At 65.7% G+C, this 21,128-nt stretch carries 19 protein-coding genes and 2 tRNA genes; 12 read left to right on the forward strand and 9 right to left on the reverse strand.

Going from position 1 to position 21,128, the window contains the following annotated elements; genetic code table 11:
* Positions 1-7 precede the first annotated feature (7 nt).
* The 3 genes from AC1D14_RS00785 (at position 8) to AC1D14_RS00795 (ending at position 1,384) form a co-directional block, all read left to right on the forward strand.
* Positions 8-81 (forward strand) — tRNA-Met (locus tag AC1D14_RS00785).
* A gap of 125 nt (positions 82-206) precedes the next feature.
* Positions 207-283 (forward strand) — tRNA-Met (locus AC1D14_RS00790).
* Positions 284-448: 165 nt separating this feature from the next.
* Positions 449-1,384, forward strand: a complete 936-nt coding sequence (locus tag AC1D14_RS00795) for a cytochrome b/b6 domain-containing protein (RefSeq protein ID WP_230119106.1) — start codon at positions 449-451, stop codon at positions 1,382-1,384.
* A 21-nt stretch (positions 1,385-1,405) separates the two neighbouring features.
* Here AC1D14_RS00795 and AC1D14_RS00800 read toward each other — a convergent pair whose 3' ends face one another.
* The 3 genes from AC1D14_RS00800 to AC1D14_RS00810 all read right to left on the reverse strand — a co-directional run bounded on the left by AC1D14_RS00800 (position 1,406) and on the right by AC1D14_RS00810 (position 5,885).
* Positions 1,406-2,830: a cryptochrome/photolyase family protein gene (locus AC1D14_RS00800; protein WP_230119107.1), complete on the reverse strand. Its 1,425-nt coding sequence runs from the start codon at positions 2,828-2,830 to the stop codon at positions 1,406-1,408.
* Between the two features lie 110 nt (positions 2,831-2,940).
* Complete coding sequence (locus tag AC1D14_RS00805) at positions 2,941-3,726, reverse strand: PspA/IM30 family protein (RefSeq protein ID WP_230119108.1); 786 nt, start codon at positions 3,724-3,726, stop codon at positions 2,941-2,943.
* A 107-nt stretch (positions 3,727-3,833) separates the two neighbouring features.
* Positions 3,834-5,885 (reverse strand): TPM domain-containing protein, encoded by a 2,052-nt coding sequence (locus tag AC1D14_RS00810; RefSeq protein ID WP_476967926.1) that lies wholly within the window; start codon positions 5,883-5,885, stop codon positions 3,834-3,836.
* Positions 5,886-6,185: 300 nt separating this feature from the next.
* Between AC1D14_RS00810 and AC1D14_RS00815 the strand changes: the two genes are divergently transcribed.
* The 6 genes from AC1D14_RS00815 (at position 6,186) to AC1D14_RS00840 (ending at position 12,760) form a co-directional block, all read left to right on the forward strand.
* A complete protein-coding gene (locus tag AC1D14_RS00815; protein WP_230117036.1) occupies positions 6,186-7,904 on the forward strand; it encodes a trypsin-like peptidase domain-containing protein in 1,719 nt (572 codons plus the stop codon).
* Positions 7,905-8,171: 267 nt separating this feature from the next.
* A complete protein-coding gene (locus tag AC1D14_RS00820; RefSeq protein ID WP_230117057.1) occupies positions 8,172-8,972 on the forward strand; it encodes an electron transfer flavoprotein subunit beta/FixA family protein in 801 nt (266 codons plus the stop codon).
* 15 nt (positions 8,973-8,987) lie between these two features.
* Positions 8,988-9,941, forward strand: coding sequence for an electron transfer flavoprotein subunit alpha/FixB family protein (locus AC1D14_RS00825; protein ID WP_476880757.1), 954 nt, complete (start codon positions 8,988-8,990; stop codon positions 9,939-9,941).
* 4 nt (positions 9,942-9,945) lie between these two features.
* Entirely contained in the window at positions 9,946-10,725 is a 780-nt protein-coding gene (locus tag AC1D14_RS00830; RefSeq protein ID WP_230117034.1) for a PIG-L deacetylase family protein, read from the forward strand.
* Positions 10,726-10,798: 73 nt separating this feature from the next.
* Positions 10,799-11,338 carry a gluconokinase gene (locus AC1D14_RS00835; RefSeq protein ID WP_476880758.1) on the forward strand — a complete coding sequence of 180 codons (540 nt, stop codon included), beginning with the start codon at positions 10,799-10,801 and terminating at the stop codon, positions 11,336-11,338.
* A 9-nt stretch (positions 11,339-11,347) separates the two neighbouring features.
* A complete protein-coding gene (locus tag AC1D14_RS00840; RefSeq protein ID WP_230117032.1) occupies positions 11,348-12,760 on the forward strand; it encodes a GntT/GntP/DsdX family permease in 1,413 nt (470 codons plus the stop codon).
* Between the two features lie 100 nt (positions 12,761-12,860).
* Here the strand turns inward: AC1D14_RS00840 and AC1D14_RS00845 are convergent, their stop codons facing one another.
* The 4 genes from AC1D14_RS00845 to AC1D14_RS00860 form a co-directional block, all read right to left on the reverse strand.
* Entirely contained in the window at positions 12,861-13,715 is an 855-nt protein-coding gene (locus AC1D14_RS00845) for an anti-sigma factor (protein ID WP_230117031.1), read from the reverse strand.
* 1 nt (position 13,716) lies between these two features.
* Complete coding sequence (gene sigK, locus AC1D14_RS00850) at positions 13,717-14,322, reverse strand: ECF RNA polymerase sigma factor SigK (protein WP_230117030.1); 606 nt, start codon at positions 14,320-14,322, stop codon at positions 13,717-13,719.
* A gap of 253 nt (positions 14,323-14,575) precedes the next feature.
* Positions 14,576-15,043 (reverse strand): tRNA (cytidine(34)-2'-O)-methyltransferase, encoded by a 468-nt coding sequence (locus AC1D14_RS00855; protein WP_230117029.1) that lies wholly within the window; start codon positions 15,041-15,043, stop codon positions 14,576-14,578.
* Positions 15,044-15,085: 42 nt separating this feature from the next.
* Positions 15,086-16,033 (reverse strand): J domain-containing protein, encoded by a 948-nt coding sequence (locus AC1D14_RS00860; RefSeq protein ID WP_230117028.1) that lies wholly within the window; start codon positions 16,031-16,033, stop codon positions 15,086-15,088.
* Between the two features lie 416 nt (positions 16,034-16,449).
* Here AC1D14_RS00860 and AC1D14_RS00865 point away from each other — a divergent pair, with 416 nt between their 5' ends.
* Positions 16,450-17,091: a hypothetical protein gene (locus AC1D14_RS00865; protein WP_230117027.1), complete on the forward strand. Its 642-nt coding sequence runs from the start codon at positions 16,450-16,452 to the stop codon at positions 17,089-17,091.
* Between the two features lie 150 nt (positions 17,092-17,241).
* Here AC1D14_RS00865 and AC1D14_RS00870 read toward each other — a convergent pair whose 3' ends face one another.
* Positions 17,242-17,655: a hypothetical protein gene (locus AC1D14_RS00870; RefSeq protein ID WP_476967991.1), complete on the reverse strand. Its 414-nt coding sequence runs from the start codon at positions 17,653-17,655 to the stop codon at positions 17,242-17,244.
* Between the two features lie 106 nt (positions 17,656-17,761).
* Here AC1D14_RS00870 and AC1D14_RS00875 point away from each other — a divergent pair, with 106 nt between their 5' ends.
* Positions 17,762-18,436, forward strand: a complete 675-nt coding sequence (locus AC1D14_RS00875) for a helix-turn-helix transcriptional regulator (RefSeq protein ID WP_230117025.1) — start codon at positions 17,762-17,764, stop codon at positions 18,434-18,436.
* 62 nt (positions 18,437-18,498) lie between these two features.
* Complete coding sequence (locus tag AC1D14_RS00880; protein WP_476967927.1) at positions 18,499-19,728, forward strand: cysteine desulfurase family protein; 1,230 nt, start codon at positions 18,499-18,501, stop codon at positions 19,726-19,728.
* On the opposite strand, the gene AC1D14_RS00885 is transcribed toward AC1D14_RS00880, so the two are convergent.
* Positions 19,707-20,960, reverse strand: a complete 1,254-nt coding sequence (locus AC1D14_RS00885) for an NAD(P)/FAD-dependent oxidoreductase (RefSeq protein ID WP_230117023.1) — start codon at positions 20,958-20,960, stop codon at positions 19,707-19,709. The genes AC1D14_RS00880 and AC1D14_RS00885 overlap by 22 nt on opposite strands.
* Positions 20,961-21,128: the final 168 nt, after the last annotated feature.

Here is a 21,128-nt window from a genome sequence, read left to right on the forward strand (position 1 = left end):
CTTGCGACGCGGGGTGGAGCAGTTCGGTAGCTCGCTGGGCTCATAACCCAGAGGTCACAGGTTCAAATCCTGTCCCCGCAACTGAGGAAAGGCCCGGATCACCGCAAGGTAGTCCGGGCCTTTTGCTGTCTCCACAGGTTTCGTTTGCACCCGACGAGCGGGGTGGAAAGTGCGGCACCAAAAGTAGGGTAGTGTTGATCAAGCGACGCGGGGTGGAGCAGTTCGGTAGCTCGCTGGGCTCATAACCCAGAGGTCACAGGTTCAAATCCTGTCCCCGCAACCAGAAGAGAGGCCCTGACCGGCGATTGGCCGGTCGGGGCCTCTTGCTTTGCCCGTTCGTTTTGCCCAAGGGCCAGCGGTTCCTAGTATTCTCTTTCGCAGGGCCCGGAAATCCAGGCCGGCACACGGCCCCGCACTGGTCAGTCATTCTCGAGAGGAATGTAGTTCGATGTCCACAACCAAGAACAAGTCCGGCACGTCCAAAGGCAAGCGGTCCCGGCTCTACTGGGCAGTGCCTGCGGCGCTGGTGGCCATAGTGCTGGTGGTGCTGCTCGCGAAGTGGGTCACGGGCTTGTCGGGCGTCCGGTCCTTCATGGCGGACTACCCCGGACACTCTGAACTCCCCGCCGGAGCGCCGGTGGGCTTTCCGGCCTGGCTGGCATGGCAGCATTTCCTGAACGCCTTCTTCCTCCTGCTCATCATCCGGACGGGGTGGCAGGTCCGGACCACGACGCGCCCCAGCGGCTACTGGACACGGAACAACAAGGGGATCATCCGAACCAGGAACGCCCCCACCAAAATCAGCCTTGAACTCTGGTTCCACCTCACGCTTGATGCCCTGTGGATCCTGAACGGGCTCGTATTCGCTGTTTTGCTGTTCGCCACCGGGCAATGGATGCGGATCGTGCCCACCAGCTGGGATGTGTTCCCCAATGCGCTCTCGGCCGCGTTGCAGTACGCATCACTGAGCTGGCCCACTGAGAACGGCTGGGTCAACTACAACGCCCTGCAGCTCCTGACCTACTTCGTGACTGTCTTCATCGCCGCACCCTTGGCCTTCATTTCCGGGTTGAGGACGTCATCCGCCTGGCCGAAAAAGGCCACCGCCCTCAACAAGGCGTATCCGATTGAGGTCGCCCGTGCGATCCATTTCCCGGTGATGATCTACTTTGTGGCCTTCATCGTGGTGCACGTGTTCCTGGTCCTGGCCACCGGCGCGCTCCGGAACCTCAACCACATGTATGGCGGCAGCGACGACGTCAGCTGGGTCGGGTTCGGCATCTTCGCAGCCTCAGTCGCCGTGATGGTGGCAGCATGGTTCCTGGCGCGACCGCTCTTCCTGCGGCCCATCGCCTCCCTCATGGGCAAGGTCAGCAGCCGCTGAAGCGGCGGCTGCCCCAGCGGCTCACAGCGCTTTGAGCCGCTGGTAGGTGTCCAGCGCACGTTCGCGGGACTCCTGCAGCCCGACGAGGGGCTCGGGATAGCCGGACGCCGCTTCGGGGTCCTTCCACGGTTCGTGGATCCTTTTATCGTCCAGGCCCGAGAGCTCCGGGATATAGCCCCGGAGGTACCGCCCCCCGGCGTCGAATTTCTTGCTTTGCGTCACCGGATTGAAAATCCGGAAGTACGGCGAGGCGTCCGCTCCGGAGCCGGCCACCCACTGCCAGTTGGCGGGATTGCTCGCGGCGTCGGCGTCCACAAGGGTGTCCCAGAACCATGCCTCGCCCAGGCGCCAGTCGGCCAGCAGATTCTTCACCAGGAACGATGCCGCTGCCATGCGCACCCGATTGTGCATCCATCCCGTCTGCCAGAGCTGCCGCATCCCGGCATCCACGAGCGGATACCCCGTGCGCCCTTGTTGCCACGCCTCGAGTTCGGCGTCCGACGGCGTCTGCCAGGGGAAACGGTCAAACTCGCGACGGTAATTTTCGGTGGCCAGCCCCGGGTTTTCGTACAGGAGCTGCCAGCAGAATTCACGCCAGCCAAGCTCGCTTCGAAAGATGCCGACGTCGGCAGGAGCGTTCCGGGGGAATCGTTCGCGGAGCGCATGCCAGATTCGGAACGGGCTGATTTCGCCGAAGCGAAGATGCGGGGAGAGCCGGCTGGTGCCTTCCACGCCGGGAACGTCCCGGCCGGTGCCGTATTCCTCCACGGGCCCGTCCAGGAAATCCTCAAGCCGTTGGCTGGCCCCCTGTTCGCCGGGAGCCCACGTGTCCGCGAGCCCGCCGCTCCAATCCGGCCGGTGGGGGAGCAGCCCCCAGGAATCGAGGCTGTCGCCGGCCGGCGGGGCACCGGACGGGCCGGCTGCCGGCTCCGGGAGGCGCTGTGGGGCGTCAACTGGCAACCGGGGCTCGGCGCCGGCCAGGCAGGAACGCCAGAACGGCGTGAACACCTTGTACGGTCCGCCCGAGCCCGTCCGGACAGTCCACGGTTCGAAGAGGAGGTTCGCCTGGAAGCTGGTGGCCTCGATGCCCTCGCCGGTGGCCCATTCCTTGAGGCCCGCGTCCAGCGTGCGCTCTGGAAGCCCGTAGCGCCGGTTCCACAAGATGGTGCCCGCCGCGGTCTCGTTGGCCAGTTCCCGGATTGCCGGTGCGGCGGCACCGCGCCGGAGCAGCAGCCGCGACCCTTTCGACTCAAGCTCCGCCGAAAGGGCGCTCAATGAATGGTGGAGCCACCATCTGGCCGCACCGCCGAGCGGGCGGATGCCGGGGGAGGCCTCGTCCAGGACGTAGACCACGGTCATCTTTTCCGGCGACGATGCCGCCACGGCGAGGGCAGGGTTATCGTCGAGACGAAGGTCATCGCGCAGCCAGACAATCGTTGAAGCCATGGCTCCACGCTACACGCCGCGGAAACGAACAAGGCCGGGGTCCAGCGGACCCCGGCCTTGCCAGGCTGGCGATAAGAGCGCCCGGGGTTATGCGCCCAGGGCCGGCATCTTTACAGCTTGTCGAAGTCAGCCTCGTCGACGGTCGAGCCGGTAGCGGCCGATCCCGACGCCCCGATTGCCGGCTTGGCGTTGCCTGACTTCAGCGCTGCCAGCCGTGCGTCAATCTCCGTCTGCTCGCCGAGATCCTCGAGCTGGTTGAACTGGGCGTCCAGGCTGGAGGCCGCGAGTTCCTGCTGGCCACGCACCTTTGCTTCTTCACGGCGGATCTTCTCTTCGAACCGGCCGACTTCACTGGTGGGATCCATGAAGTCGATGCTCTTGAGCGCGTCATGGACCTGGGACTGCGCGGCGGCGGTCTTGGAACGGGCCACAAGCTCGTTGCGCTTGCTGGTGAGCTGGTTCAGCTTCCCCTTCATCTGGTCCAGACCGGTCTTGAGCCTGTCCACCACCTCGGACTGTGATGCGATATTGGGCTCAGCGGCCCGGGCCTCGTTTTCCGAGGACATCTGGCGCTGCAGGGCGACCTTTGCCAGGTTGTCGAATTTCTGGGCGTCGGCCGCGTTGCCGCCGCTGCGGTAGTCGTCGGCTTTGCGAGACGCGGCCAGTGCCTTGTTTCCCCAGTCGTGCGCGTTTTTGATGTCCTCGTTGTAGTCGTCCTGGAGCATGCGCAGGTTTCCGATGGTCTGGGCAACCGCGGCTTCGGCCTCGGCGATGTTGTTGGTGTAATCGCGGACCATCTGGTCCAGCATCTTCTGCGGATCCTCGGCCTGGTCCAGCAGCGAATTGATGTTTGCTTTTGCCAGCTGCGCCATGCGGCCGAAAATGGACTGCTTCATGGTGTTACCTTTCGTCCTGCTCAGTGTTTCCCACTGAATCCAGTGAACAGTTGATGTACCGCTTCTACCCGCCGGCTGCATTGTCGCGCCAGCGCTAGTCTTGCCGGCTAGAAACTGCCGGAATCACCGCCGCCGAAGTCGCCGCCGCCAAAGTCCCCGCCGCCGAAGTCGCCGCCGCCGGAGTCCCCACCCCAGCCGCCGCCGTCACCATGGCCGCCGCCCCAGCCGCCCCCACTGCCCCCGTTGAGGATGGAGTTGATGAGGATGCCGCCGAGGATGGCACCGCCAAGGCCGCCGCCTCCGCCGCCGCCGCCGAACATGCCGCCACGGCCATAGCCCTGGTTCGCGTAACCGCCGAAGCTGTCGACGTCGGACTGGGCCAACTGGGCGGCCTGGGCGGCCAGCGCGTGGGCCTGCTGGGCGTAGGTCAGCGCCGTGACAGGGTCGTTCCGGGAGATAGACAGCGCATAGTCCAGGTTGCGCTGCGCCTCGGCCAGGCGGGTCCGCGCTTCAGTGCCGACGCCGCCACGCCTCGCGGTGATGTAATCCGAGGTGGCGCTGATCTGTGCCTGCGCGGACATGATGGTCTGCTGCAGTGAAGCCTGCGCCCGGCGGGCCTGCTCCTGCTGGTCACGGATGCCGCTGAGGGAACGGTCAAGGGACTGGTGGGCTGATTCCACACGCTCGAGCGTGGCGATCGGATCGATCTTGCCGGCCTGGATTTCGCCCTTCACCTGGCCGAGGGCCGCTTCAACCGCGGCCACCGGCCCGGCAAGCTCGGGATGGGCGCCGGACTGGATGATGGCCTTCGCCTGAGCCAGGTCCTGGGCGGTATCCACGACGGCGGCTTCGAGCCCGTTCCGGGCCTCGTCCAGGCTGCCGGCAACCTTGGAGATGGCGTCCAGGAGGACGTTGGTCTGGTGCAGGCTCTCCTCTGCGGCGCGGACGGCCACGGCGGCAAGGCTTCCTTCACCGGCCGCCAGCTTTTCGCGGGCAGTCGCGCCGGCATTCTGCACGAACGCGAGGCGCTCCTTGGCCTGCGCGATGTTGTCCGATACCTGGACAAGCGCGCTGTCGGCGTACTTGCCGCGCAGGTCCGCCAGCGTCTGTTCCGCCTTGGCGATTTTCGCGTCGGCCTCGACCGCCCCGGAATTCACGGCGGCAAGCGCCTGGGGCGCGTTCTTTTCGAGTTCGCGGAGCGAGTCGAAGTCCGCTTTCTGTTCCTGCAGGGAAGCGAGGGCGGCTTCGGAGCGGCGGATGATCTCGCCCAGCCAGCTGCGTTGCTGCTCTTCTGTGTCCGGGATATGGTCGTCCAGCTGCTGCTGCAGCTTGAACGACTCGGACATGTGGGCCTTCGCTTCCTCAAGCGCCTTGGTGAAATTCCCGACGGCGGCGTCGCCGTATTGGGCCTGCGCAAACCCAAGTTCCTGCTCGCTGGACTTGATGGCGTCGTCGGCCTCAATGAGCAGCGAGCCGCTCTTGCGGCGCAGCTCCTCGACACTCAGCGAAGCGAGCGGATCAAGCTCGGCGCCCTGCGGTCCATAGCTGGCGCTGGACGCCTGGGCCTTCTTCCGCCGGTTCCGGAGGTAGAGATAGGTTCCTGCACCGCCGGCGGCCACAACACCGGCGCCAACGAGAACCGCAGCACCGGCGCCGCCGGAGGAAACAGTGCCGCTCCCGCCGCCAGCCGCATCGCCAACGGCTGACGCAGTATCAATGGCGGCCTGTGCGTAGTCCCTCTTGCCTCCGGCGAGGTTTGCAACGATGGCGTTCTGCGTGATGTTCGACGTCTTGGACGCGATGGCACTTGCCGAGTTCGGGGCGAAGTAGTACTGGCCCGCTGTCGAGATAGCGAGCAGAACGTCTGCCCTGCCCATGCCCTTCTCGGTGGCGACCGCCTGCCCCCACGCTTTGGGGTCGGCCGGATTCTCGAAGGACTTCACGGTGACCACGTAGAGGTTGTATTTGTGGTCCTTCAGCAGCTTCTGGACGGCGTCCTGGACCTCGCCCTTTCGGCTGCCGAGGACATTCGCATCATCCACGATGTTCTGGCCGGACGGGATGGATACCGGATCTTCAGCCCAAGCCGCTGCGGCAGGAAGCGCCAGCATTCCAGTCAGGCCGATCACGGCGAGAACACGTTTCAACATTGACCGCATGGCAACCCTTCAGCACGCCTGCGACTGATTCAGGATGAAACAGCCGTCTCAGAATGCAGCAGCGCCCCCACGCCGGGTGTAAAGCCGCAGGTCGCTGTGGCAATTCTTCTTGATTCTATGGTGCACCAAGGGGGCAGTCCACGGCCGGGAATATGCCACCAGCGAAAAGCGCTCTTATCCTAGGTGGACGGGTCTCGTCCGGTGCCGGCGGGCACGTTCAGGAACCTCCCAGCAAACGTTCGCTTTAGTTTCAGTCCCATCGTCCATAGTTAATGGCAGACGAGGATGAAAGGAAGTCCAATGACTGAGAACCCACTACCGGGGGCAGCGCCTGAGAATCGAGATCCTGCAGGGCGGCCCGCTGATCCTACGGTTCGGCCCGCCACCCCGGAGGGTCTCCAGCAGGGGGACGGCCAGCCGGGGAATGTTGAGCCGCTGGGGAGCTATCAGGACCGAGCCCCTGAGCAGCCGAACGGCCACACTGAGCGGTCGGGCAACGACACTGAACGACTCGCCGATGACGGTGCCTGGCGCGCCCGGGAGAACCCCACCATGAGGCTGGACCGTCCCGAGGATAGGGGGGACGCCCAGGGCAATCCGCCGCCGGAGTCCTTCAACGGACCGCGGCCCGTCTATCCCCAGCACGCCCCGTTCTATGGGCACCAGTCCGGGCCTGCGACTCAGCAGTTCGCGTCCGCGCACGAGAATTCGCCCCAGCACACCGGCGGACCCGGTCAGCCGCATCAGCCGGTGTATGGCCAGCACGGTGCGCACTCTGCCGTTCAGGGCAACCCGGCCAATGCCCCCAAGCGCAAGGCAACCTTTGGCGTGGGCACCCTTGTGGCCAGCATCCTTGCCGCCGGACTCGTTGGCGGCGGGGTGGCAACGGTGGGAGCCGGCAACCTCTTCGACCCCGGAACCGCGCCGGCGGCGAGCACAGGCAGCCAGCCCGGAACGGTAATCGTCAACAACCAGGAGGACGTCAACGCCATCACGGCCGCGGCCGTCAAAGCATCACCGAGCGTTGTCACTATCAAAGCCACGAGCGGCAGCGAAGGCGGCACGGGCTCCGGCATCATCCTCGACGACCAGGGCCACATTCTCACCAACACACACGTGGTGACCCTGGACGGCGCAACGGCAAGTGCGGCCATTGAAATCCGCACCAACGACGGCCGGGTGCTTTCCGCCAAAATCGTTGGAACCGACCCTCTTTCCGACCTTGCCGTCATCAAGGTGGATAACCCGTCCGGGCTGACTCCCGCCACGCTCGGTGATTCAGGCAAACTGAATGTCGGCGACACGGCAGTGGCCATCGGCTCACCGCTGGGTCTCACCGGGACGGTGACGGACGGCATCGTCTCCACCCTCAACCGGACCATCAGCGTCGCGTCGTCGGCCGCGCCCAAGGGCGGCCAGGACAGTTCCCAGGGCGGCGACCAGGGCTTCGAGTTCGCACCTCCGGGCCAGGGCCAAGGCCAAAGCTCCGCGGGCAAAGGCTCGATCGCCATCAACGTGATCCAGACTGACGCAGCCATCAACCCGGGCAACTCCGGCGGTGCGCTGGTGAACAGCAAGGGTGAGGTGATTGGTGTCAACGTTGCCATCGCCTCGGCCGGCGGCAGCTCCGCGGCGACCGGAACGGGCAACATCGGTGTGGGCTTCAGCATCCCGATCAACCACGCCAAGCGGGTGGCCCAGGAGATCATCGATAAGGGCAAGGCGACTCACGGCCAGCTTGGCGTCAGCGTCAGGGAAAAGACGGCCTCGACTTCCTCCTCCGGATTCTCGGTCGGCGCAGACGTCGCCACGGTGGAACAGGGTTCCGCGGCAGCCAAGGCAGGCATCAGGGTGGGCGACGTCGTTACACGCTTCAACGACCTCGCCATCAGCGACCCGAACCAGTTGACCGCCGCCGTGCGGGAGCAGCCGGCCGGTGCTTCGGTGAAGGTCACCATTCAGCGGAACGGCCGCGAGCAGCAGCTAGACGTGACGCTCGGCGCCGCAGCAGAACAGTAGACAGTCAAAAAGCAGTACCGCCGACGGCGGGCCCCACCATGGGAGGTGCGGCCCGCCGTCGGCGTCCCCGGTTGTGTCGAAGTGCCCCGGCGCCTTCGTCTGCACAGGGGGCCGGATCTGACACAGGGGTTAACACGGGACGGCACCAGCCCGCCCCTATATGGTTAGCTAGGAGCTACCCGTACCCCGGGCGTTCCGCGGCCATGACCTCACCCGGCTGGCTATCCACAAGCATGGAAGGCTGCTGTAAATACAGTGGAAGAGACATTGAAGATCATCGTCCTGGTCAAGCATGTGCCGGACGCCCAGTTCGACCGGCACCTCAGCGGCGAGGGCCACACGACGGACCGCGACGAGAGCATTCTGTCCGAACTGGATGAATACGCCCTGGAGGCCGCGCTGCAGCTGATCGAGGCCCGTGGCGGCAGCAAGGCCGGCAACAAGGTCATCGCGCTCAGCATGGGGCCGGCCGGTGCAGCCAACGCCATCAAGAAGTCGCTGCAGATCGGCGCGACGGAGGGCGTGCACCTCACGGATGACGCCTTGGCCGGCTCGGACGCGGCCGCCACGTCGCTCGCCCTCGCGGCGGCGGTCCGGCACCTCGGCGGCGACAGCCCCGTGGACCTTGTCCTGACCGGCATGGCCTCCACCGACGGTGAAACGTCCCTCGTGCCGGCCCAGCTCGCAGAACGCCTGGGTCTTCCGCAGGTGACGTTCGCGTCCTCACTGGATGTCGACGGAGGACGCATCACGGCACGCCGTGACGCAGGCACCCACTCGGAAACGGTTGAGGCCGCGCTGCCGGCAGTGGTATCCGTGACGGACCAGATCAACGAGCCCCGCTACCCCAACTTCAAGGGCATCATTGCGGCCAAGCGCAAGAGCATCACCACGCTCTCGCTGGCCGACGTGGGAGTCGATCCCTCCCAGGTGGGCCACGCCGGATCCTGGACCACGGTGACGTCGGCTGAGGAACGCCCGCCGCGCACGGCTGGCACTATCATCACCGACGAAGGCGACGCCGGCATCAAGCTGGTTGACTTCCTGGCCGCCCAGAAGCTGCTCTAAGAGGGATCACAAGACATGGCAAACGTACTCGTATTCATTGACAACCCGGGCCAGGCTCTCAAGAAGAGCAGCCTTGAACTCCTGACCATCGCGCGGTCCCTCGGGGAAACCGCCGTCGCTTTCAACGGAGAACTGCACGACGACGTCGCAGCCGCCTTGGGTGCCTACGGTGCGGCCGCTGTCTACCGCCCGTCGGCTGACGACCTGGATGACTACCTGGTGGCCGCCAAAGCAGCTTTTGTGGCGACGGCGGCGGACAAGTCCGGCGCCACCGCAGTGCTGGTTGAAAATTCGCCCGAGGGCAAGGAAATCGCGGCACGGCTGGGGATCCGATTGAGCGCGGGCGTCATTACCGACGTCGTCGCCGTCGACGCCGACGGCACCGCCCACAAATCGGTGCTGGCTGGTTCCTACACCACCGCAGCGAAAGCGACCACGCCGGTCAGCGTGCTGGCGGTCAAGGCCAACAGCGTCACCCCCGAAACAGCGGCAGCGCCGGGCACGCCGGAAACGGTGACGGTGGAGGTCCCTGCCGATGCAGCCGCCACAGCGGCCCGGATCACAGCACGCGAGCAGAAGGTTGCCAGCGGGCGCCCGGACCTCACCGATGCACGGATCGTCGTGGCCGGAGGCCGCGGACTGGACGGGGACTTCAGCCCGGTTGAGGAATTGGCTGACGCCCTCGGCGCAGCAGTGGGGGCATCCCGTGCCGCCACCGACGCCGGCTGGATCAGCCACGACGCCCAGGTTGGCCAGACCGGCAAGACCGTATCCCCGCAGCTCTACATCTCGGCCGGCATCTCCGGAGCCATCCAGCAGAAGGCCGGCATGCAGACTGCGAAGGTGATCGTGGCCGTGAACAAGGATGCGGAGTCTCCCGTCTTTGAAATCGCGGACTTCGGCATTATCGGGGACCTTTTCCAGGTTCTGCCGCAGGCGACTGAAGAAATCAAGAAGCGCAAGGCCTGAGCCCTTGACCGCACACGCTGTACCAGCACAGAGCCCGTTCAACCCGGACAAGCACCGGGTTGAGCGGGTGCTCTGTTTTGCTGCCCATCCGGACGACATCGATTTTGGTGCCGCCGGCACCATCGCCGCCTGGACGGCGGCCGGCGTCGAGGTCAGCTACTGCATCATGACCGACGGCGATGCCGGCGGCTTCGATCCGGCTCATCGGGCGGAAATCATCGCACTGCGGGCCGCCGAGCAGCAACGTGCGGCAGCGCTCGTCGGTGTCACCGACATCCACTATCTCCATGAACGGGACGGGTTTCTCGAACCCAACCACCAGGTGATGTGGGGAGTGGTGAAGCTGATCCGCGAAATCCGGCCCGACGTCGTGCTTTCCATGCATCCGGAGCGCAACTGGAACCGCATCCAGAAGAGCCACCCGGACCATCTGGCCGTGGGTGAAGCGGTGACGCGCTCCATCTATCCGGCGGTTGAAAACCCCTTCGCGTATCCGGAACTCGCCGAATCCGGGGTGCCCGCCTACAAAGTACCGTGGCTGTGGCTCTACGCCGGGCCGGACGAGCGGGAAAACCACTTCGTGGACGTCACCGCGCACGTGGAAAGCAAGCTCAAGGCGATCCACGTCCACGTTAGCCAGCACCCGGACGTGGAGGCCATGGAAACGTCCGTGCGGAACGGAATGCGGGTTAACGCGCAGCGCGCCGGGTTCCCGGACGGACGCAGCGCCGAGGCGTTTCATGTCGTCACAATCAACGGTCCGGGAACGATTGCAGGGTTCTAGGATTGCCACACTGTAACCCGTGTCATATGCTGGCCTCTGCTTAAATCATATTTATTCAGGAAGGCAGACTTTGATGGCGAAGACTGCACAGCAGCCGGTTCTGGTGATCATGGGCGTCTCAGGATCCGGCAAATCAACAGTGGCAGGCGTTGTGTCCGGCAGGCTCGGCTGGGACCTCGCGGAAGGCGACGACCTGCACCCTGCAGCGAACGTGGCCAAGATGCAGGCCGGCCAACCTCTCACCGATGACGACCGTTGGCCGTGGCTGGAAACCATAGCGGACTGGATCCGTCAGCACACCCAAGCCGGCACCCCCGGCGTTATTACGTGCTCAGCCCTCAAGAAGCGATACCGTGATGTCCTTCGGGGCGAAAACGTCGTTTTCGTGTTTCTTCAGGGCAGCAAGGACAACATCTCCGGCAGGCTGGCCTCTCGCCACGGCCACTTTATGCCGCCGGCGCTGCTCGAATCGCAATTCGAGGCGCTGGAAGAACCCACCGAGGATGAGAACTACATCTCCCTGTGCGTCTCGGCCACTCCGGCCGAGGAAGCGCAGGAAATCATTGAACGACTGAATCTCACAGCCGCCTCCGCCGCTCCGGATCAGAACTAGGAACTCATTTTGAACTCTCTTATTGCAACGCAGCTACCCGCTGCCGTCGAGGGCTGGACAGGCCACGACACCCAGCTGCTGGTTGTAGCGGGCATCGGCATCGCGCTGATCGTGGTGCTGATCGCCAAGCTCAAGCTGCACCCGTTCCTGGCGCTCGTGCTGGGATCGGCCTTCGTGGGCCTGGCGTCCGGCGTGGAGCTGCCCAAGATCATCACCAACTTCGAAGAAGGCGTGGGCGGAGTGCTCCGGGAGGTCGGCCTGCTGATCGCGCTCGGCGCCATGCTCGGCAAGCTCCTGGCTGACTCCGGCGGGGCCAACCGCGTGGTGGATACGCTGCTGGAAAAGGCAAGCGGGAACAAGGTGGTCTGGTCCATCACCCTCGTGGCCGTGATCATCGGCCTGCCGATGTTCTTCGAAATCGGCCTCGTGCTGCTGCTTCCTGTGGTCGTGCTTGTCACCCAGCGCTCCCGGATGCCGCTGATGCGCATCGCCATTCCGGCACTTGCCGGCCTGTCGGTCCTGCACGGCCTCGTTCCGCCCCACCCGGGACCCCTCATCGCGATCAGCGCGGTCAAAGCTGAGCTCGGCACCACGCTCGCCCTCGGCCTACTGGTGGCCATTCCCACCGTGATCATCTGCGGACCGCTGTTCTCGCGCCTTGCCGCCAAGTGGGTTCCCGTAGGCGCGCCGGCGGTGGCCGGCGGCATCGACACCGAACACGGAGCCGACACGACGGGCGTCAAGCGGCAGCCCACGTTCCTCGTCACCCTGCTGAGCATCATCTTTCCCGTGGTGCTCATGCTCGCCAAAGCAGTGGTGGACATCGTCTGGCCCGATCCCGAGACGGCACCCGGAATCCGGACCTTCTTCGACTTCGTCGGCCAGCCCCTCGTGGCCATGACCCTGGCCGTGCTCCTGGCCATCTTCACCTTTGGCTACGCCGTGGGCTTCACCGGCAACAGGATTACCGCCAAGATCGGCGCCAGCCTCGGACCCATCGCGGCCATCCTCCTCATCGTCGGTGCGGGCGGCGGCTTCAAGCAGACGCTGATCGGCGCAGGGGTTGGGGACGCGGTCAAGAAGTGGGCTGAAGGCACCAACATGTCCGTGCTGGTCCTCGGCTTCATCGTGGCCGTTGCGCTCAGGCTCGCCACCGGTTCGGCCACCGTGGCAACGGTGACGGCGGCCGGCATCGTCGCTCCACTGGCCAGTTCGCTGAGCCCCACCCACGCGGCACTGCTTGCCCTGGCCATCGGTGCGGGATCCCTGTTCCTCTCGCACGTCAACGACGCCGGCTTCTGGCTGGTGAAGGAATTGTTCGGGCTGACCGTCGGGCAGACCTTCAAGACCTGGTCCGTCATGGAGACACTGATCTCGGTGGTCGGCTTCAGCTTCGTGATGCTGTTGTCCCTTATCATCTAGCTTCACAGTCGGGACAATCGAAGCCGCGCAGGCCTTGCTCCTACCAATCGGTGGGAGCAAGGCCTGCGCGGCTTCTGTCGTAGGCCAGGCTCTGGTGTGCTCAGGTATTGAGCGGCGCAGCAGCCACGGTGGGAAGCGTCGGCGAGGCGGAGCCCCCCGCAGGCTCCACGGTGATTCCGAGCGAGGCGGCCGTGCCAATCCCCTTGACGACGGCAGGCTTTGACAGGGCCTCAGCATCCATCAGGCCCTCGGAAACAGGAGCGGAACCGTCCTTCGGAATCAGCCACATCTGGTAGACCTTTCCAGGCGGAGGGGCGGGAACGTCCTTCATCCGTACCACCAAGGCGTCCGTCGATGACGATATGGAAACTGTCGCTGTACCGCCGCCACTGACATCCACCGTTGCCTGGCGAACGTCCTGTGCCTCCAGGACCTGCCTCAGCGGATCGTTCTGGTTGGCCACGTAGGCCCCGACTCCCACACCGCCCAAGGCGATGACTGCAGCAGCCGCGACACCGATCAGCCAGTTCCGCACACCGGGGGACCGGCGTCGGACTTCACGGCGTTCGCGTGCAGCGGCAAGCTCGTCCGCAAGCGGCAGCTCGTCCTCAACCGGCGGCTCTGCCGGCGGAGCTTCCGCGCGCTCCGCTGCAGGCTTCGCGGGAAGCTGGGCGACTATGCGCTCAAAGAGATCTGCCGGAGGTTCTTCCTCCACGGTGAATGTCGTGGCCAGTGATTCCCTGGCCTGGCGAACCCGTTCCTGGAAGGACGCCCGTTCCGCCTCCGGAGCCGCCCTGACGTAGGCTTCGATGGCCTGACGCTCTTCATCAGTCACGGCGTCCAAGGCGTAGACCTCGGCAAGTTCAACGGCGCGGCCGGCGGTCAGGTCAGTGGAAATGTCGGCAGCGAACGCCCGGGGCAGCTGTCGCCCGTTGGCATCATGTGTTTCGTTCATTTCAACTCACCCCCAGACAGGTCTTCAATCGGATCAGTCCGTCGCGGATGCGGGACTTGATGGTCGGTATGGCCGCATTCAGCTTTTCGGCGACCTCGCGGTAGGTGAGCCCGCCGTAATAGGCCAGCCGCACGGACTCCTGCTGTGTTTCAGTCAGTGTGTCAAGGCACCGGACCACGGCTTCGGCCTCCAGCCGGCTGCCCACCTCGTCAGACACGGAATCGTGGTCGATGTCCTGGCTGCTGGCGCCGTACTTGGCCTCGCGGTCGTTGGCGGACTGCGAGGACCGCACCTTGTCCACAGCACGCCGGTGCGAGATGGTCATGAGCCACGCCAGGGGGCTCCCGCTTGCAGCGTCGAACTTGCCGGCAATCTGCCACACCTGCAGAAAGACCTCCTGCGTCGTGTCCTCGCTGAGCTCCGGATCGATCAGGACGCGCCGGGCCATGCCGTAGACCCGGCGTGAGGTCAGCCGGTAGAACTCGGCGAAGGACGCCTGATCGCCGCCGGCAATGCGCTCCAGCAGTGCCGCCAACTGGCGGTTAAGATCGACGGCGGTGCCGGGCGGGGCCGGGGCGTCAAAGTTCGGCGCGTTGGGAGTTTCCATCACAGTCAAGCATAGGTCTCCGGGAGCCGATCCCTGAGCAGTTGCGCCGGATACGGCAGCATCGTGCTGGGCAAAACGCAGGGTCGGTTGGCCCGAATGTACTGTTTTCACCTGCCGCTCCTCATGCCCGGGGAATGTGTTCAGGAGTGATTCGGTGCGGGAGGTGCGGCGGATGGGTGTGACAGGTAAAAATGCCCGGTAAAAACCTGGATGACCCGCACAACAGGTGTGCGCCCGTGGGAAGGGTCCCGGATCAGAGTTGCGCGCCGGCGAAGCCGTGCTGCCGCCAGGCTTCGTACACGGCGATGGAGGCGGCGTTCGCCAGGTTCAAGGACCGCAGTGAGGGCAGCATGGGGAGCCGCACCCGGGACGTCACGTGGGGATCGTTCTTCACATGCTCGGGCAGCCCAACCGACTCCGGGCCGAACAGCAGGACGTCGCCCGGCAGGTATGAAATGTCGGTGTAGGACAGTTCGCCGTCGGAGGTGAAGGCGAAGACGCGTTCGGGCTGCAGGGCCGTCCAGGCCGCCTCAAGGTCCGGATGGACTGTCACGACTGCAAGATCGTGATAGTCCAGGCCGGCGCGGCGCAGCTTGGCATCCGAGAAATCGAAGCCCAGCGGCTCCACGAGGTGTAGTTCGGCGCCGGTGATGGCGGCAAGCCGGATGGCGTTGCCGGTATTGCCGGGAATTTCAGGGGTGTGGAAGAGGATGCGGAACACCGTTCCATCCTAACGCCGGGAAAATGCCGGGCCGGCGCCGGGTCAGTGCATCCCCCTGAGCAGCCTGGCAAGCACCGGGACGTTGACAGTGTTCGGCGCGGGCCCGCCGGCCAGGAACTGCTTGAGGCCCCTGGCGAGACCGGCTGCGTTGACCACCTGAACAACATCGGAGGAGCCGCGGGACCGGCGGTGGTGATCGATGACGGGTTCGTGAAGGTTGCCGTCCGGGCTGTGGACCACTGTCCACCCCGTCACGTTCAGTTCGGGGAAGATGTCCTGCATTGCCCAGACCACCTGGGTCAGCTGCGGGGGAGCGATTGACCGGCCGCCGTGGTTAAGCGTGCCGCCGTCCCAGGCATAGGCGCCTTTGGGCAGGAGCATGGATCCGATCAGGGCAAGCCGGTAGCCCGAGAGCAATGCGTGATCGATGTGGCTGTTGTCCGCGGGAGACTGCAGGCCATTGATCAGCCGTGCCGCCGGGATCGCAGGCAGAACCTGCCGGCTGATGAGCTGAACGGTCCGCAGCTCGCGCTGGATCCGGGCTTCGGCGCCGAAGATGCCGCGTTTTCTCGGCATCCCATGGACCTGCCGGCTGGCCACGTCGAACGGGACAAGTGGGACGGCGCCTGGGGCGTCAAAGGGCGGCACGTAAATGGGCTCGTCCCCCGAGGTGTTCCGGGGAGTTCCCGGCCTGTGGATCGTCGCGGAGGCATGGCTTCCGGCCGCCGGTGCATCAAAGTGTGCCTCGTCCGCGCCTTCCCTGTTCCGGTGCCGGGGTCCGCCGGCGTAAGAGCGGTCATAGGCCGCCCTCCGCCGGGGGTCGATCAGGGTTTCATACGCCAGGGTGACTAGCCGGAACGTTGCGGCGTCACCGCCGTGATCGGGATGCGAGGCCCTTGCCGCCCGGCGGTAGGCCACCTTGATCTCCCTGTCCGTCGCGGTCACGGGGACGCGGAGTACCTCGTAGTGGGAGCTGTTGCCCTCGGTCAAGCACGGTCCTTCGGTTGATGTTGCCAGCGCACTCACGCCGCCCGGTCAGCCAAGCATATCGGCCGGCCATGCCGGACTAGTCAGACAACGTCCGTGGCTGTGTCCAAGGTTCCCGGCGGCAATGGAGCGCCCCCGCGGCCGGGTCCACATCGAACGGCCCCGGCGGCAATGGAGCTGCGCCCAACGGCCCGGCACTTAGAGGGAGGGGCGGCCCCGTCTAGACTTTTGCGAAGGCCCGTAGTGCGCGGGGGACGAGCCGCACGCCGCATCCGGGTGCCGGCGACAATTGGAAGGTGGAGATGGCCGAGGTGCTATGCGCTTTGCGGCGAGGCAGTCTGAGAAGCCGTGACCGACGTCGCCCCGGTCCGGGGCAACTGGCTCCCGGGCGCAGGGCTCAAGCACGTCGGGCGTGGGTAGTGGTGGCTGCAGTAGTGGCCGCGGCGTTTCTCGGCGGCTGCAGCGTGCGGGTGCCGGACCCGGCCGCCCCGGACACGGCACCCGCCACCCGCCAGCCCGCCACCCCTACGGTCTCACCGGGTCACGACGCCGGCGCCGTCGCCGCGCGCAGCATGCCCTTCTCGGCAGGGTCCACGCTCGCCCGCGGCGTTCCCGTGCAGTTGTCCGACGGTCTGGCTGACGCGCCGGGCTGGCGGCGGGCAGGGAACGGCTCCGGAGGCGCCAGTGAGTACCGGAAATCCGACGGCTGCCTGGCCGCGGCCAAGGTCCGGATCAATCAGTGGCCGCTGGTAGCAGGCAACGACAGGGAATCGACAGAGGGGCTTTTCGCCTATCTCGATCCCACCATCCTGCCGAAATACCTAACGCCGGCATCGCTTCGCTGGGGCGGAGAACCGGGCAGGCAGGGTCCGACCGTGGATGTCCTCGTCCTTGAGCGTGCCGCTGTATCCAAGGGCACCACCGGTGCCGTGCTGGCCAGGGTATTCGGGAAGGCGGGTTCATCCGTTTTTGTGGCCATCTCATGCCCGACGGCGTCAGCGCTCACCGCCGCAAAGACGGACGTCGCGCGCTGGCTCACCGTCGTGCCGCCTGCCGAGTAACAGCCGGACCCCTGCCGTGCTGCGCGTGGTGAGCTATGCGCTAGCGCGGTCAGGGGTCTCAGGCTGTCGGGTCAGGGCTGTGGGCGTTCACGCCATGCTTTGTTACGCCGTGAACCTTTGCTACGCCGAGGACCGGAGGCCGGGGCGAAGCTACTTTCGGGCGGCCGTAGCGAGCCGGTTGAGCGCCAAGGCCCCCACCAACAAGCCGAAGTCGCGCAGCGCGACGTCGTAGAAGTTGCCGAGAATGAGCAGGTTCGCGATGATGCCCAGCAGCCACGCAGCCACCACCAGCGAACCGATCCGTGGGCGGAACGCCACGAGCACCCCTGCAACAATTTCGATGATCCCCACCACGTACATGAAGGTCTGCCCGGACACGGGGACCACCGACGTCGCGACCGGGGCGAGGTAGCCCGTCCAGTCCGTGAGCAGGTTGAAGAATTTGTCCAGGCCAAACAGGATCGGCGCCACCGTAAAGACGGTTCGCAGGAGCAGGAAGGCCTGCCGGGCAGTGTCCTGCGCCAACGCTCCGGTCCTTGTGGCGTCGTTTGCAGACGGTTTCATCACTGGGGTTTTCATGACACGCTCCTTCTAAAAGTAGATAACTTGATTTTAGACCCGGCGTGGACATTTAAGCAACGGATCTTGTTTTTAGAGATACGCTTGAGTCATGACCCGTGAACCAACCACAAAGCTGTCGTGGGCAGCGCGGCTTGCCGCCCTCACGTCACTGGGTGATGCCACCCGGCGGCGGCTTTTTGAGTTCGTCGCCTCATCGCCTTCTGCGGTGGGGCGCGACGACGCAGCCGGCGCCCTCGACCTGCCGCGCAGCACGGCATCCTTTCACCTGGACCGTTTGGTGCGGGATGGCCTGCTCGCCGTCGAATTCAGGAAGCTTGGCGGGAAGGCCGGCCCCGGTTCGGGCCGCCCGGCCAAGCTGTACCGCCCGGCGCTTGACGAAGTCGGAGTGTCGGTCCCGGACCGGAGTTACGACCTCGCCGGGGAGCTCATGGCGTCCGCAATCGAGGCGTCAATGTCTGGCCAGGGTTCCGCCCACGAAGCACTCGTCGCCACGGCCCACTCCCGCGGCCGTGCTTCGGCTGAGCGCGGGGCCTCCCTGGAGGAACTGCTGACCGAAACCGGGTACCGGCCGACGCCCGACGGGCAGGGGGGCATTGTGCTGATGAACTGCCCCTTCCACCGGCTCGCTGACGGGCATGCGGACGTAGTCTGCGCCATGAACGGCGCCTTCCTCAGTGGCGCCGCCTCCGCCTGCGGTGTGCCGGAGGAGAAGGTGGAAGAGGATCGGACCTCTGGACGCTGCTGTGCCAGGATCAGGCCGTAAGGGGCTGTTTTCGCGCCCGAAGGGCCCGAACGTGCCGCAGGGCCGCGGGTAGAATTGATCCTGTGCCTGCTTACCTGGACCATGCCGCCACCACGCCCATTGCCGCCGATGCTCTGGCCGCGCTGACCCGCGAACTGGCCCGGACCGGAAACCCGTCGTCCCTCCACGGTGCCGGACGCCGCGCCCGGCGTTCCGTTGAGGATGCCCGCGAAACCATCGCCGCAGCCGCTGGAGCGCACCCGTCTGAGGTGATCTTCACCTCGGGCGGCACCGAGGCCGACAACCTCGCCGTCAAGGGCCTCTTTTGGTCCAGGCGCAGCGACGACCCAGGCCGGCGGCGGATACTCTGCTCCGCCGTCGAGCATCATGCCGTCCTGGACACCGTGGAATGGCTGGAACGCCACGAAGGTGCCGAGGTCGCCTGGCTTCCGGTGGATTCCGACGGCGTGCTGGACCTTGAGGCGTTTGAGGCCGAACTCCTGCGCGATCCGCAGTCGGTTGCCCTCGTGACGGTCATGTGGGCCAACAACGAGGTTGGCACCGTCCAGCCCATCCAGCGGGTCGTGGAGCTTTCCCACCGCGCAGGGGTGCCTGTTCACTCCGACGCCGTGCAGGCCTTCGGCTCCGTGCCCTTGGATTTCAAAACTTCCGGCCTCGACGCCATGTCCATTTCCGGGCACAAGATCGGCGGCCCCGTGGGCGTCGGCGCCCTGATGCTGGGACGCGCCGTGAAGCTCACCCCGGTGCAGCACGGCGGCGGCCAGGAACGGGACGTCCGCTCGGGCACCCTGGACACCGCGTCGATCGCCGCCTTTGCGGCAGCCGCTGACACAGCAGCCAAGAATCTCCGCGAAGAATCAGCACGGATAGCGGCCCTCAGGGACAGGCTCATTGCGGGGGTCCACGAAGCCGTTCCTGCGGCGGTGTTACGTGGAGCGCCCGGGGCGGGCCGGCTTCCCGGGAACGCGCACTTCACTTTTCCAGGCTGCGAAGGGGATTCGCTGCTTTTCCTGCTTGACCTTGCCGGCGTGGAATCGTCCACCGGATCCGCCTGCACCGCCGGTGTCCCACGCCCGTCCCATGTCCTGCTGGCCATGGGGTTGGACGAGGAAACCGCCCGCGGTGCGCAGCGCTTTACCCTCGGCCATCCGTCGACGGAAGCGGATGTGGACGCGCTCCTGGCTGCCCTGCCGGGAGCCTACTCCCGCGCCCGGCAGGCCGGGATGGCTGGCCATGAGTCATCCATCCAGACCGCTGCCACTGTTGCCCGTCAGGCGTCCGGCATCAGCTGATCAAACGGGACCGCCGGGTCGGCCAGCGTTTCGGCAGCCACCTCCGAGCGCGCGGAAATGAGAGCCTTGATGGTCTTCTGCGCGCTTGGCTTGCTGGACCGTGGCCAGTTGACGCTCATGCCTGCCACTACGCGTCCTTCCCGTTGCCAGAAAGCGACGAACTCCTTCGACTCCAGGGACCCCCGGAGGACGGGAGCGGCGCCTGCGGCAAGAGACGGGAAGCCCGAATACTCCATGCTGACGTCAAACTGGTCTGTGTAAAAGTACGGGATGACGTCCAGGGCGGCGTCGTGGCCGAGCATGGATTTTCCTGCGACCTTGCCGCCGTTGAGCGCGTTGGCCCAGTGTTCACTGCGGATGTGCTCGCCCGTGAACGGATGCAGGGCATTGGCCACATCGCCGGCAGCGAAGATGTCGGGGGCGCTGGTCCGCAGCGACGCATCGGTGAGAATGCCGTTCCGTAGCTCCAGGCCGGCCGCGCCGGCCAGTGCGGTGTCCGGAACGACCCCGACGGCGATGACCACGATGTCCGCCGGCAGCTGCTCGCCCGAATCCGTGAGCACTCCGGTGACTTTGCCCGCGTGCCCGGTGATTTCACGTGCCGACGCCGGCAGCCGGAAGTGCACGCCGTTGCCCTCGTGCAGGGCCCGGAAAAACCGGCCCAGCTCAGGGCCAATGGCGCCGCCGAGTGGAACCGCCTCCAGCCCAAGAAGCGTGACGTGGTTCCCGTAACTGCTGGCCGCTGCTGCCAGCTCCATGCCAATCCAGCCCGAACCGATCAGGACAACATTGCGGCCACCGTCCGCGAGCAGGTCCCGCAGGTGGCGGCTGTCATCCAGCGTCCGGAAGGTGGTGACGCCGTCGAGTCCGGTGCCCGGCAGCTGAAGGGGCCGGGGGAGTGCCCCTGTGGCGAGAAGCAAGGCACCGTAGTGCTGCGATCCGCCGTCCGCATAACGGACGGTGTGGCTGACCGGATCAACCTCGGTGACGGGAACGCCGAGGCGCAGGCTGACATTGTTGTCCGCATACCAGTTCTCCGGCACCACCTCCACGTCGTCCTCACCCGCTTTTCCCAAGAGGTATTCCTTGGAAAGCGGCGGTCTGATGTAGGGGTAATGGGACTCCGCCCCGGCAATTGTGATCTGGCCTTGGAATCCTTCAGTGCGAAGTGTGCGGGCGGCTGTGGCGCCGGCCAGTCCCGCCCCGGCAATAATGATGCTCTCAGGGGTCATGATCAGCTCGATTCGTCCGGCGGGCCACTGCGCCCGCGCTCTAAAACCATTGCCTTTGACTTTAGAAGGGACGCCGGGAACCGTCAAGGTCCCGGACGTCAGGAGAAGATGGGCCGCCACGGCGATTCAAGCCCCGATTCCGTCGGGCGGTAGAATAGACGGGCAAGC

This window comes from Arthrobacter sp. P1_B11, from assembly GCF_056406715.1.